Below are 12,389 nucleotides of genomic sequence, written 5' to 3'. Positions count from 1 at the left end.
AAAAAGACGACGGGTATTGCCTCTATAAACAAGTCTCAGCTTGGCAACCTGCCGGTTGCCATTCCTTCAATTGAACGGCAGCGAGAGTTTGAGCGCAAGCTAGGTCATGTTGACAAATGGCGGAGCCAGAGGCGGATCGACGTGATGTCGATGAAGCCCAGGAAGCTTTCGGCGGTCTTGTCGTAGCGGGTGGCGACGCGACGGGCATTCTTGAGCTTGTTGAAGCACCGCTCAACGAGATTGCGCAGGCGGTAGAGCCTGCGGTCAACGGCGACCCGTAGCTTCCGGGTTTTGCGCATGGGGATGACCGGCACCACGTCGCGCACCTCCATGGTCTTGCGGATGTTGTCGGAGTCGTAGCCGCGGTCTGCGAGCAGAACGCTTGGCTCGGGCAGGTTGTCAGCCATGACCAGATCGAAGCCGAGGTAGTCCGATGTCTGCCCGGCCGTGATCTCGGTTCTCATGGGCAGGCCTGCCGCATTGACCCGCAGATGGATCTTGGTCGTGAAGCCACCTCGCGAGCGGCCGAAACCTTGGCGCGGAGTCCCCCTTTTGCGCCCGCTGCCTGATGATGAGCGCGAACCACGGTGCTGTCGATCATCTGCAGCGCATCCGGCACGATCCGGCTCTCGTTCAGCGCCTCCAGGATCTGTTCCCACAGCCCCGCCAACGTCCAGCGCCGGAACTGCCGATAGACAGACGACCATTTGCCGAACTCTTCCGGCAGGTCGCGCCAGGGCGACCCCGTTCGGGCGATCCAGAAAATCCCATCCAGAACAAGCCGATGGTTCGTGGGCTTGCGGCCGTTCGGAGAACGGACAGCCAGGATGAAGCGTTCAAAGAACGCCCACTCGTCGTTCGACATCAGGTTTCGTGCCACGCTGGTCTCCATTGCAGATACCAGCTTGAATCACGATCACCGCGCCCGGTGAATCCCTTTTGTCAACACGCCCTAGTCACGTCCGCCTACTGTGGTCGTGCCCCCAAATATCGGCTTAAGCAATCTGGCACGGATATGACGCCGCACTGCCCAAAGTCCCCTCCCCGCTCCTCGGGGCGGAACCGACTGTGATCTCGCTGCGGTTCGCCCGAACGGCCGCTTCTATGACTTGCTGCGGCTGCAACGCCGCGCCGCCTCCAGGCCGCTTACCGCCCTTTATCGCCGGCCTATGGGAACGTGATTCCGCAGGGCAAACCAGCGCCCGCTATGAGCGCTCGGCGAGCTTGCGGCATCGCGGCCCGCCCACTGCCGGAACACCCGTAGTCGCACTCAATCAAGCTTTCTGAGCGCGCACCGCGTCCGCTTGGCACTATCGCGATATATTTCAATGATTTATGGGAGCTTCAGACTCGTCGCGAGGCAGTTTTCATGATCAAAAAGGCAGGACTATCTGCCTCTTATCAAGTCTCACATGGTCGGAGCGAGAGGATTCGAACCTCCGACCCCCTGCTCCCGAAGCAGGTGCGCTACCAGGCTGCGCTACGCTCCGACCGTGAAGGGGCAGGTAGCCCCTGGGACAACGGAATGCAAGGGGGAATCTTGCAGATCCGCCACAGAAAACCGCGTCAGCCCCGCGGCCGCAGCAGGCGCTGCAACAGGCTCCAGCGCGGGGCCGTCACCGCGTCGCTGCCAAAGCGCGCCCGCGTCGCCGGACGCAGGCGCGAGGCACCCAGCCGCTCGCGCAGCAGGATGTAAAGCCCCGAACCCATGATCAGCCCCGCCCCCAGCACCGTCGGCCCGTCCGGGCGCTCTCCGAACAGGAACCAGCCATAGGCCACCGCCCAGAGCATCTGCGAATATTGCATCGGCGCGACATTGGCCGCCTCGCCGGCCTGATAGGCCAGGATCAGCAGAAAGCCCGCCGCAAGGCCCAGGGCCGCGATCACCCCGGTCAGCGCCAGGTCGCCCAGCTCCATCGGGCGATAGGCGAAGCCCAGCGAGGCGCCGGTCAGCAGGAAATTCCCGATCATCGGCCAAAGCAGCAGGATCACCGTGCGCTCGGACCGGCCCAGGCGCCTCACCGCGATGGCCGACAGCGCCGTGGCCGTCGCCCCCATCAGCGCCGCCAGATGCCCCAGACCCAGCGGCGTCACGCCGGGGCGCAGCACGATCAGCACCCCGCAAAGCCCGGCGCAGACCGCCAGCCAGCGGTGCAGCCCGACCCTTTCGCCCAGCAGCGGCACCGACAGCACGGTGACGATCAGCGGCGCGGCAAACAGGATGGAATAGACCTGCGCCAAGGGCAGCACCGAAAAGGCATAGAAACCGCCGACCCCCGAGGCGACGATGCAAAGCGAACGCAGCCCGACCCAGAACGGGTTGCGCGGCCGCAATGTGCCATGCGTCGGGTCGCGCAGCAGCAGCACCGCCAGCGGCGGAAAAGACAGCAGCGCCGAGAAGAACAGGATCTGCAAGGCTGGATAGGTAGCCCCCAGCAGCTTGATGATCACGTCATGGGTCGAATAGAGCCCCATGGACAGAAGCGCGAGCAGCGCGCCCTTGATATTGCCCGCCGTCATGCGCCCCTCCGACGCTCCGCGATGGGGCCGCGCCTGTTTGAAACAGGCGCGGCACGTCGATTACAGCGCCGAAAGCGCCGCGACGATATGGTCGCCCATCTCGGCGGTCGAGACCGGCTTGCCGCCCTCGGCGCCCATCAGGTCGCCGGTGCGCACGCCATCGGCCAGCACCTTCTCGACCGCCTTTTCCAGCAGGTCGGCCTCGGCGCCCAGGCCGAAGGAATAGCGCAGGCACATGGCGAAGCTGAGGATGCAGGCGATCGGGTTGGCCTTGCCCTGCCCGGCGATGTCGGGGGCCGAGCCGTGCACCGGCTCGTAAAGCGCCTTGGGCCGGCCGTTCTCCATCGGTGCACCGAGGCTGGCCGAGGGCAGCATGCCCAGGCTGCCGGTCAGCATCGCCGCCGCATCCGACAGGATGTCGCCGAACAGGTTGTCGGTCACGATCACGTCGAACTGGCGCGGATTGCGCACCAGCTGCATGGCGCCGTTGTCGGCATACATGTGCGACAGCTCGACATCGGGATATTCGTTGTCATGGACCCATTGCACCTCCTCGCGCCAGAGGATGCCGGATTCCATCACATTGGCCTTTTCCATCGAGCAGACGCGGTTGCCGCGCTTGCGCGCCAACTCGAAGGCCGAGCGGGCGACGCGACGGATCTCTCCGCTGGTATAACGCTGGGTGTTCACGCCGACGCGGCCGCCCTCGTTGCCGGGGGTGTTGTCCTCGGAGATGCCGCGCGGCTCGCCGAAATAGACGCCCGAGGTCAGTTCGCGCACGATCAGGATGTCGAGGCCCGCCACCACCTCGCGCTTGAGCGAGCTGAAATCGGCCAGCGCGTCGAAGCATTGCGCCGGGCGCAGGTTGGCGAACAGGTCCATTTCCTTGCGCAGGCGCAGAAGGCCGCGCTCGGGCTTCACCGAGAAATCCAGGTTGTCGTATTTCGGCCCGCCGACGGCACCCAGCAGCACCGCATCGACCGCCTGCGCCTTGGCCATGGTCTCGTCCGCCAGGGGCTTGCCGTATTTGTCATAGGCCGCGCCGCCGACCAGATCCTCGCTGACCTCGAAGGACAGGCCGCGGTTGTTCTGGAACCAGCCGATGACCTTGCGCACCTCGGCCATGACCTCGGGGCCGATGCCGTCGCCGGGCAGGATCAGCAGGGAATAGGTCGTCATCGCAGGTATCCTCTATGCTTCTGGCTGTTGGCAATCGCGTATCCTTGCACCTGTGCTGCGTCAAGTTCACGGCGAATTGGGTTGCGCCGGCGGATCGGATCGGGCGGGATGGGCGCGCGAAACCGAACGTCCAGAACAAGCAAGGGGGCAATCCATGAAGGCACTCGCGGCTTTGGCCAGCGCATTGGTCCTTGGGGCCGGCGCGGCGCTGGCGGACGGGGGCATCACCGTGAGGCTTCCCGATGTCTCGAGCCTGTCCGACACGCAGGCGAAATCGCTGATCGCGGAACTGGCGAACGTGAACGTCATCACCTCGAACTGCCCCGATTACGCGATCACCGACGGGGAATGGACACTGATCACCGGCACGGGCGATCTTCTGGCAGCAAGGCTGGGGCTGGATGCCGCAGCCTACGACCGCACCTATTACGGGCCGGCCTTCAAGCTTCTGGACGATCCGGGCGCCTGCGACCGCATCGGGCCGACGGCAAGGCCGCTGATCCAGCGGCTGGTCGGCATGGGCGGCGGCACGACGCCGCTGACGCAATCGCAATAGGGCCAGCGCATGCCGCCGCAATCGCGGCAGGGTCAAGCGTTGCCGATGCAATCGTGGTAAGGCGCTTGCCCGCGCCCGCGCCGCGCCCTAGCCTGCGGCCATGACCGCCGAACCGACCTATAGGGGATTCGCGCTGGATGCCGAGACGGCGCTGGCGCTTTTGCAGTGGCAGGCCGAGCTGGGCGCGGACGAGCCATGCCTCGACGCGCCGCTCGACCGCTATGCCGTGCCCGACCGCGCCGAGCCCCCCGCTGCCCCGCCGCCCGCCGCCCCGGTCGTGGCGCAGCCGCGCGACGAGGCCGAGGATCTGGTCTCCCGCGCCGAGGCCATGGCCGCCGCCGCGACCAGCCTGGCCGAACTGGCCGGGGCGCAAGAGGCCTTCGACGGCATCGAGTTGAAAAAGGGCGCGCGCAATTTCTGCTTTTGCGACGGCAATCCGGCGGCGCGCGTCATGATCATCGGCGAGGCGCCGGGCGAGGAGGAGGACCGCCAGGGCCGCCCCTTCGTCGGCCGCGCCGGGCAGTTGCTGGACCAGATGTTCGGCGCCATCGGCCTGTCGCGCAAGGCGGTGGATACGGAACGCGCGCTCTATATCACCAACGTTCTGACCTGGCGGCCGCCCGGCAACCGCCGCCCCGAACCGGCCGAGATCGCCATGATGCTGCCCTTCCTGACCCGGCATGTCGAACTGGTCCAGCCGCAATTGGTGGTGCTGATGGGCAACACGCCCTGCATCGCGGCGCTGAACCAGCAGGGCATCCTGAAGCTGCGCGGCAAATGGACCACGGCCTTCGGCCTGCCGGCGCTGCCGATGGCGCATCCCGCCTATCTGCTGCGCACGCCGCTGGCCAAGCGCGAGGCCTGGTCCGACCTCTTGTCGCTGTCGGCGCGGCTCGACGGCTAATCGGCCACTTCGCGGCAACCCTCGAACTCGACCGCGTCGTCGGGACCGATCAGCGTCACCCGCAGCGCCTCCGGGTCCAGCGGAAAGGGCTTGCCCGAGGCGGCGACGAAATCCGCCTGCGCCATCAGCCGCCCGCCCGCCTCGCGGGTTTCCGGGGCCGAGACCCAGATCTCGTCATCGGCCAGTTCCATCGCCACCTCGTCGCCGCGGGCGCTGTCCGCCGCGGGCAGGGTCGCCGTCACCTGCATGCCGTCCTGGATCGGCGCGATGTGGCATTCGGGCTGGTGGTCCGAGGACTCGGGCTGGCGGGCGATGGCCGCCTCGATCAGCGGATCGGGCGCCGGGCCGGCAGGGCCGGCCTGCAGCTCCACCCGCACCGGCACGCAAATGTCCTGGCAGATGCCGAAATCCACCACCGCCCTGGGCTCGACCGGCGCGGCCGGGTTGGCGGGGGCGATCTCGATCGGCAGGACCAGTTCCCCGTGATAGCCCAGCGTGCGTTCGCCGCCCGATTCGATCACCTCGGGCCGCGGCCACAGCATCCGCACCTCGGCCAGGTTCCGCGAGGCTGCCCAGTCGAAGCGCGGCGGCACGCCGGCATCGCCGGGGCTGCGCCAATAGGTCTTCCAGCCCGGCTCCAGCCGCAGGTGCAGCGCGGTCATGCGGTGGCCTTCGGCGGTGGTCCAGCCGGGCAGCAGTTCGGCGGAGGCCAGTCCGGGCGGCAGATCCTGCGCCAGCGCCGGCGCGGCGGTCATGAGTAGCAGGGCAAGGGTCTTCATGCTGCCGTTCTAGTCGCCCCGCCCCCTCGCCGTGAAGTCACATTAGCGGCAATCCCTTGCGAAAACAGCCGGCAAGGCCGATCTTTAGGAAAAGGACGGAGCAGATCATGGACCAGTCGAGCAACCTGACCGGCAAGATGCTGATCGCCATGCCCGGCATGCGCGACCCGCGCTTCGAGCAATCCGTGATCCTGGTCTGCGCCCATTCCGAGGACGGCGCCATGGGGCTGGTGGTCAACCGCCCGCTGCCCGAGATCGGCTTTTCCGACCTGCTGGCGCAGCTTGGCATCCAGGCCGGGGCGAATGCCCTGGACATTCCCGTACGCTTCGGCGGCCCGGTCGAGCCGGGGCGCGGCTTCGTGCTGCATCGCGCGCCCCGCGACATCGACCTGGGCGAGAACCGGATGCGCATTACCGACGATCTCGCCATGTCCACCACCCGCGACATCCTCGAGGATTATGCCCGTGGCCAAGGCCCGCAACCGGCCATGCTGGCGCTGGGCTATGCCGGCTGGGGGCCGGGGCAGCTCGATTCGGAAATTCGCGACAACGGCTGGCTGACCTCGGAGCGCGGCGACGAGATCATCTTCGGCACCGACAATCCCGGCAAATGGCGCGCGGCACTGAAATCGCTGGGCATCGACCCCTTGATGCTGTCGCCCAGCGCGGGCCATGCCTGATCCCTAGCGCGGCGCGGCGGCGCGGCGAAGCCGGTCGTTGATCGCGGCGCCCAGGCCCTGGTCCGGCACCGGCGCGACGGCGATGGGCCGCCCCTCGGCATCGGCGCGGTGCAGCAGGTCGAACAGCCGCGACGCCGCCTCGGTCAGATCGCCCGTTTCGCTCAGCGTCATCTCGCCCGCGACGGGGCCAAAGCCGATCAGCAATTCGCCCGGCCGCGCGGCCTCGGCGTTCAGCCGCAGGCTGGCGCGCGGCGCGTAATGGCTGGTCAGTTGACCGGGCGCGGTCGGCGCCTCGGCATTGCCTTGGGGCCGGGCCAACGGCCGGCCCAGCACCGCTTCGATGGCTTCGGCCGCGACGCCGCCGGGGCGCAGCAGCGCGGGTCGGCCCTCCACCCAGCCGACGATGGTCGATTCCACCCCGACCGGACAGGCACCCGCATCCAGCACCGCCGCGATGCGCCCGCCCAGCCCGCTTTCGGGATCGGCCACATGCGCCGCCGCGGTCGGGCTGATCCGCCCCGAGGGATTGGCCGAGGGCGCCGCCAGCGGCCCGCCGAAGGCGCGCAGCACCGCCTGCGCCGCCGGATGCGCCGGCACGCGGATCGCCACCGTGTCCAGCCCCGCCGTCACCAGCGAGGCGATGCCCGCCCCGGGCCGCAGCGGCAGCACCAGCGTCAGCGCGCCGGGCCAGAAGGCCCTGGCCAGCGCCAGCGCAGCATCGTCGAAGACCGCGATGCGCTCGGCCGCCGCCAGGTCCGGCAGATGCACGATCAGCGGGTTGAAGCTGGGGCGCCCCTTGGCCTGATAGATGCGTGCCACGGCGCGGGGATTGCGGGCATCGCCGGCCAGACCATAGACCGTTTCGGTCGGGATGGCGACCGGCTCGCCCTGCGCCAGCAGATCGGCGGCGGCGCGCAGGCCGGCGGGGTCATGGCCAAGAATCAGCGTCTGCATTCGTTACGTCGGGTTGTGGTTGATGGACGCGGGACCGCAAATATGATCGAAGCCCAAGGCATCAGTTACGCGCCGCAGCCGGATTTGCCAAGGCGCCAGAGGGAGAGAGAGTGCGGATGGCCTATCAAGCCCCGGTCGAGCAGATCGAGTTCATCCTGAACCGGATCGTGTCGTTTCCAGAACTGTCCGGCACCGCACGCTTTGCCGAGGCGACGGCCGAGACCATGACCGCCATCCTGACCGAGGCCGGCAAGCTGGCGACCGAGGTGATCGCCCCGGTGAACCGCGCCGGCGACCTGACCCCCGCGCGGCTGGAGAACGGCAAGCTGCGCTCCTCCCCCGGCTATGCCGAGGCGTTCCGTGCCCTGGCCGAGGGTGGCTGGATCGGCATCGCCGCCAATCCCGACCATGGCGGCATGGGGCTGCCGCAGGCGCTGAACATGGCGGTGAACGAGATGCTCGCCTCGGCCTGCCTGGCGCTGCAGCTAAACCCGCTCTTGACCCAGGGCCAGATCGAGGCGCTGGAGCATCACGGCAGCGACGAACTCAAGGCGCTGTATCTGCCGAAGCTGATCTCGGGCGAATGGTCGGGCACGATGAACCTGACCGAGCCGCAGGCGGGCTCGGACGTGGGCGCGCTGACCACCCGCGCCGAGCGGGCCGAGGACGGCAGCTATCGCATCACCGGGCAGAAGATCTTCATCACCTGGGGCGACAGCGACGTGACCGAAAACGTCTGCCACCTGGTGCTGGCCCGCCTGCCCGACGGGGCCGCGGGCACCCGCGGCATCAGCCTGTTCATGGTGCCGAAGTTCATCCCGGACGAGGCCGGAAATCCCGGCCTCGCCAACGACCTGCGCGTCGTCAGCCTGGAACACAAGCTGGGCATCCACGGCAGCCCGACCTGCGTCATGAGCTTCGAGGGCGCCAAAGGCTGGCTGGTGGGCGAGGAGCACAAGGGCATGGCCGCCATGTTCACCATGATGAACGCGGCGCGGCTGGGCGTCGGCGTGCAGGGCGTGGCCCAGGCCGAGGCGGCCTTGCAACAGGCCGTGGCCTATGCCGCCGAGCGGGTGCAGATGGGCCCGATCATCCGCCACCCCGACGTGCGGCGGATGCTGGCCGAATCGCGGGCCGAGGTCTTTGCCGCCCGCGCCATCTGCCTGGGCTGCGCCGTGGCGCTGGACATGGCGCGGGCCACCGGCCTGGACGAATGGGCCGCGCGCGCCGCCTTCCTGACCCCGATCGCCAAGGCGCATGGCACCGATGTCGGCATCCGCATTGCCGATACTGCCGTGCAGGTGCATGGCGGCATGGGCTATATCGAGGAAACCGGCGCGGCGCAGTATCTGCGCGACGTGCGCATCACCGCGATCTACGAGGGCACCAACGGCATCCAGGCCATGGACCTGGTGGGACGCAAGCTCTCGGACGGCGGCGCCGCGGCCATGGCGCTGCTGGACGAGATCCTGGACGGCGCCAAGGCCGCGCAGGGCACCGAGCCGGACCTGGCCAACCAGCTTTGGCAGGCCGCCGAGACGCTGCGCGAGGCCACGCATGACCTGCTGGAGCGCGACCTGCCGGAGCGTTTCGCCGGCGCCGTGCCTTATCTCTCCGCCTTTGCGCGGGTGCTGGGCGCGCATTACCACCTGCGCGCCGCGACGGGCGGCGGCAGCAAGGCGCTGGCGCGGCTCTACATCGCCCGCATCCTGCCGCAATTCGCCGCCGATCTGGCGGCGGCGCGCGCCGGGCTGGCCGATCTGGAGGCGCTTGACGATGCCGTCCTGCTGGGTCAAATGGCCGGGTGATACGCAGCGAGACCCATAACCCCCCGGCCGAGGGCGAGGCGCATGAGATCGCCCCCGGCGTGTTCTGGTTCCAGCTGCCCCTGCCCTTCAAGCCCGATACGGTCAATGTCTATGCCTTGCGCGAGGCGGATGGCTGGACACTGGTGGACAGCGGGCTCGACACCCGCCGCACCCGCGGCATCTGGCAGGGCATCCTGCAAGGCCCGCTGGCCGGGGCGCCGGTCAGGCGGCTGATCGCCACCCATCACCATATCGACCACATGGGCCTGGCCGGCTGGTTCCAGGCGCAGGGGGCCGAGCTTTGGGCCTCGCGCTCGGCCTGGCTGACGGCGCGGATGGGCATCCTCGACGTGCAGGAACGCCCGACGCCGCAGGCCATCGCCTTCTGGCGCCAGGCCGGGATGCCGGCCGATCTGCTGGAGGAACGCAGCCATGAGCGCCCCTTCAACAGCGCCGATGTCTGCGCCCCGCTGCCGCCCGGCTATCGCCGGCTGTGGGACGGGCAGCAGGTCACATTCGGCGAGCGGCGCTGGATCGTGCGCATGGGCCATGGCCATGCGCCGGAACATGTCACGCTGTGGTCGCTCGACGACGATCTGGTGATCGGCGGCGATCAGTTGCTGGCGACGATCTCGCCCAATCTCGGCGTCTATCCGACCGAGCCCGAGGCCGATACCGTCGGCGACTGGCTGGAAAGCTGCGAGCGGCTGGCCGGGTTCGCGCAGCCCGACCAGCTGGTCCTGCCCGGCCACAAGCTGCCCTATCGCGGCCTGCCGACCCGGCTGCGGCAACTGGCGACGAACCAGCGCGCGGCGCTCGACCGGCTGCTGGACGGGCTGCGGCAGCAGCCGCAAAGCACCGTCGGCTGCTTTCCGCTGCTCTATCGCCGCCAGATCGCCAAGCCGGAATTCGGCCTCGCACTGGCCGAGGCCGTGGGCCACATCAACCACCTGCGCGCGACCGGCCGGGTGTGGCCCGTCGGCAAGACCGAGACCGGCGCGGTGCTTTGGGGGGCGTGACACGGCCGGCGCCTTGCGCTATCCCTGCCCCCGACGCATCGCATCGTTTCACGGACAGGATCATGGCCTCGCATCACGAAATCACCGAACACAAGCACGGCGAAATGGACATCCGGCACCATCAGGCGACCTTTGCCGGCTTCATCAAGGCCGCGACCTGGGTCAGCGTGCTTGCCATCGCCGTGCTGGTATTCATGGCCCTGGCCAACGCCTGATCCTGACCGGGGAAAGATCAAAGATGCAAAGGCGTGCCTTCCTTGCGCTGGCGCTGCCGGCCGTGCTTGCGGCCTGCGGTGCAGACAACCGATGGGCCAGCGACGAGTCGATCCGGCGCGCGCGCTATGTCGCGAACGAACCGCCCTCGATCACGCTCTTCACCGTGATCGGCATCCCGCGCGGCGAGGGCGGGCATTCGGCGCTGATGATCAACGGCAGCCAGCGGGTGATCTACGACCCGGCCGGCAGCTGGGAGCACCCGGCGATCCCGGAACGGCATGACGTGCTTTACGGCATCACGCCGAACTTCAGGAACTTCTACATCGACTATCACGCGCGCTCGACCTATTGGGTGGCCGAGGATACGGTCCAGGTGCCGCTGGCCGTTGCCGATGCCGCGATCCGCTCGGTCGAGCGGCAGGGCGCCTCGAACAAGAGCTTCTGCGCCGTCAACACCGGCAAGGCGCTCAGCCGCGTGCCGGGTTTCGAAGGCGCGCCCACGGGCTTTTCGCCGCTCAAGCTGCGCGATTGGTTCCTGACGCTGCCGGGCGTGACCTCGCGCCGGCACATGGACGGCGATCCGGCCAACAATCACGACGTGCTGCTGCGCCAGAAAAGCGGCGCGATCACCGGCTACGGCCGCGACGGCCAGCTTCACGTCATGAGGTAAAGCGCCGTGTAAAGCGTGGCCATCCCGCCCAGGATGGCCGCCAGCACGTTGCGCGTCGCCACCCCCACCGCCACGGCCACCGTTGCCGCAAGCATCCGCGCGGGATCGGGCTGACCCTGCGTGGCCGCCGGCCAGACCACCAACGGCGCCACGATGGCCGGCAGCACCCCCACCGCCGTATAGCGCAAGAGCCGCTGCGCCCAGAGCGGCATCGGCCGGCTGCCGAAGGCGCCAAGAAAGGACCAGCGCAGCCCATAGGTTCCCAGCGCCACGGTCAGGATGATCAGCCAGATCGTCGCATCGCTATAGCCGGTCACAGGCGGGCTCCGTTTCTGCGTTCCATCAGCACCTCGACCCCGGCGCCGGCCAGCATGGCCAACGGCGCGGCCACGAACAGCCCCAGCCCCGAGGGCAGGAAGGCAAAGGCCAGCGAGGCCACAACCGCCACCAGCGCCGCCGCGACATGGGCCGGGCTGCGCAGCATCGGCGCAATCAGCGCCAGGAAGGTGACGGGCATGGCGAAATCCAGCGCCCAATCCTGCGGGATGGCTTTGCCCAGCCAGACCCCCAGCAGCGTCGCCGCCAGCCAGGGCGGGCAGGTGGCCAGCGCCGCGCCCAGGAAATAGCCGATGCGCTGCCCCATGCTCAGCCGCGGGTGCTTTTCGTAATGCTGGATCGCCAGCGCATAGGTCTGGTCGATCAGCACATAGGAGATCCAGGCCCGGTCGCGCGGCCTGGCCCCGCCCAGCCAGGGCACCAGCGAGGCCGAATACATCGCCATGCGCAAATTGACCGCGATGGCCGAGACGATGACCACCAGCGCCGGCGCCTGGTCGGTCAGCAGCTGGACGGCGGTGAATTGCGACGCGCCGGCCAGCACCAGCACGGTAAAGCCCAGGATCTGCGGCAGGTCCAGCCCCGCATCCGTGGCCACCACGCCGAACAGCATGCCGAAGGGCAGAAGCACCAGGATAAAGGGCAGCGCCTGCAAAAAGCCGTGGCGCAGGCATTGCGCCGGGCTGCGCATCAGCGCGCGGCTCTGTTCGGGGGACGGGCTGGGCTGGGCCGCAAGGCCGGCTTGCGCGGACATGGTGAAAAAGGCTC

Annotated in this window: 13 protein-coding genes, 1 tRNA gene and 1 pseudogene; 7 read left to right on the top strand and 8 right to left on the bottom strand. The window is 68.4% G+C overall.

Going from position 1 to position 12,389, the window contains the following annotated elements; genetic code table 11:
* Positions 1-104: 104 nt before the first annotated feature.
* The 4 genes and pseudogenes from ACNKFW_RS02735 to leuB all read right to left on the bottom strand — a co-directional run bounded on the left by ACNKFW_RS02735 (position 105) and on the right by leuB (position 3,699).
* A pseudogene (locus tag ACNKFW_RS02735) lies at positions 105-865 on the bottom strand (IS5 family transposase).
* A 548-nt stretch (positions 866-1,413) separates the two neighbouring features.
* Positions 1,414-1,490: transfer RNA gene (locus ACNKFW_RS02730), tRNA-Pro, on the bottom strand.
* 76 nt (positions 1,491-1,566) lie between these two features.
* The gene (locus ACNKFW_RS02725) at positions 1,567-2,520 is read right to left on the bottom strand and encodes a DMT family transporter (protein ID WP_147427562.1); all 954 of its coding nucleotides are present in this window, start codon (positions 2,518-2,520) and stop codon (positions 1,567-1,569) included.
* A 60-nt stretch (positions 2,521-2,580) separates the two neighbouring features.
* On the bottom strand, positions 2,581-3,699 hold the full coding sequence (gene leuB / locus ACNKFW_RS02720; RefSeq protein ID WP_024845781.1) for a 3-isopropylmalate dehydrogenase: 1,119 nt from the start codon (positions 3,697-3,699) through the stop codon (positions 2,581-2,583).
* A gap of 154 nt (positions 3,700-3,853) precedes the next feature.
* Here leuB and ACNKFW_RS02715 point away from each other — a divergent pair, with 154 nt between their 5' ends.
* Entirely contained in the window at positions 3,854-4,255 is a 402-nt protein-coding gene (locus tag ACNKFW_RS02715; protein WP_024845780.1) for a hypothetical protein, read from the top strand.
* Between the two features lie 100 nt (positions 4,256-4,355).
* Positions 4,356-5,159, top strand: a complete 804-nt coding sequence (locus ACNKFW_RS02710; RefSeq protein WP_418024720.1) for a uracil-DNA glycosylase — start codon at positions 4,356-4,358, stop codon at positions 5,157-5,159.
* Here ACNKFW_RS02710 and ACNKFW_RS02705 read toward each other — a convergent pair.
* The gene (locus tag ACNKFW_RS02705; protein WP_024845778.1) at positions 5,156-5,938 is read right to left on the bottom strand and encodes a protein-disulfide reductase DsbD domain-containing protein; all 783 of its coding nucleotides are present in this window, start codon (positions 5,936-5,938) and stop codon (positions 5,156-5,158) included. The genes ACNKFW_RS02710 and ACNKFW_RS02705 overlap by 4 nt on opposite strands.
* A gap of 107 nt (positions 5,939-6,045) precedes the next feature.
* Between ACNKFW_RS02705 and ACNKFW_RS02700 the strand changes: the two genes are divergently transcribed.
* A complete protein-coding gene (locus ACNKFW_RS02700) occupies positions 6,046-6,618 on the top strand; it encodes a YqgE/AlgH family protein (protein ID WP_024845777.1) in 573 nt (190 codons plus the stop codon).
* 3 nt (positions 6,619-6,621) lie between these two features.
* Here ACNKFW_RS02700 and ACNKFW_RS02695 read toward each other — a convergent pair whose 3' ends face one another.
* Positions 6,622-7,572 (bottom strand): L-threonylcarbamoyladenylate synthase, encoded by a 951-nt coding sequence (locus tag ACNKFW_RS02695; RefSeq protein ID WP_147427560.1) that lies wholly within the window; start codon positions 7,570-7,572, stop codon positions 6,622-6,624.
* A 116-nt stretch (positions 7,573-7,688) separates the two neighbouring features.
* Here ACNKFW_RS02695 and ACNKFW_RS02690 point away from each other — a divergent pair, with 116 nt between their 5' ends.
* From ACNKFW_RS02690 to ACNKFW_RS02675, 4 genes are all read left to right on the top strand, one after another.
* The gene (locus ACNKFW_RS02690; protein ID WP_024845775.1) at positions 7,689-9,380 is read left to right on the top strand and encodes an acyl-CoA dehydrogenase; all 1,692 of its coding nucleotides are present in this window, start codon (positions 7,689-7,691) and stop codon (positions 9,378-9,380) included.
* Positions 9,377-10,399 carry an MBL fold metallo-hydrolase gene (locus ACNKFW_RS02685; RefSeq protein ID WP_147427559.1) on the top strand — a complete coding sequence of 341 codons (1,023 nt, stop codon included), beginning with the start codon at positions 9,377-9,379 and terminating at the stop codon, positions 10,397-10,399. Before ACNKFW_RS02690 ends, ACNKFW_RS02685 begins: the two co-directional genes overlap by 4 nt.
* A 62-nt stretch (positions 10,400-10,461) precedes the next feature.
* The gene (locus tag ACNKFW_RS02680; RefSeq protein WP_024845773.1) at positions 10,462-10,614 is read left to right on the top strand and encodes an aa3-type cytochrome c oxidase subunit IV; all 153 of its coding nucleotides are present in this window, start codon (positions 10,462-10,464) and stop codon (positions 10,612-10,614) included.
* Positions 10,615-10,637: 23 nt separating this feature from the next.
* A complete protein-coding gene (locus tag ACNKFW_RS02675; protein WP_024845772.1) occupies positions 10,638-11,285 on the top strand; it encodes a hypothetical protein in 648 nt (215 codons plus the stop codon).
* On the opposite strand, the gene ACNKFW_RS02670 is transcribed toward ACNKFW_RS02675, so the two are convergent.
* Entirely contained in the window at positions 11,270-11,602 is a 333-nt protein-coding gene (locus ACNKFW_RS02670) for an AzlD domain-containing protein (RefSeq protein ID WP_024845771.1), read from the bottom strand. The two genes, ACNKFW_RS02675 and ACNKFW_RS02670, sit on opposite strands and share 16 nt — an antisense overlap.
* The gene (locus ACNKFW_RS02665) at positions 11,599-12,375 is read right to left on the bottom strand and encodes an AzlC family ABC transporter permease (RefSeq protein ID WP_024845770.1); all 777 of its coding nucleotides are present in this window, start codon (positions 12,373-12,375) and stop codon (positions 11,599-11,601) included. Before ACNKFW_RS02665 ends, ACNKFW_RS02670 begins: the two co-directional genes overlap by 4 nt.
* Between the last annotated feature and the right edge of the window lie 14 nt (positions 12,376-12,389).

Source organism: Paracoccus sp. TD-10, assembly GCF_048270675.1.
In the GTDB taxonomy this organism is placed as follows: Bacteria; Pseudomonadota; Alphaproteobacteria; order Rhodobacterales; family Rhodobacteraceae; genus Paracoccus; species Paracoccus pantotrophus.
The sequence above is the reverse complement of the archived record's forward strand: the minus strand, read 5'-3'. Positions and strand labels throughout refer to the sequence as shown.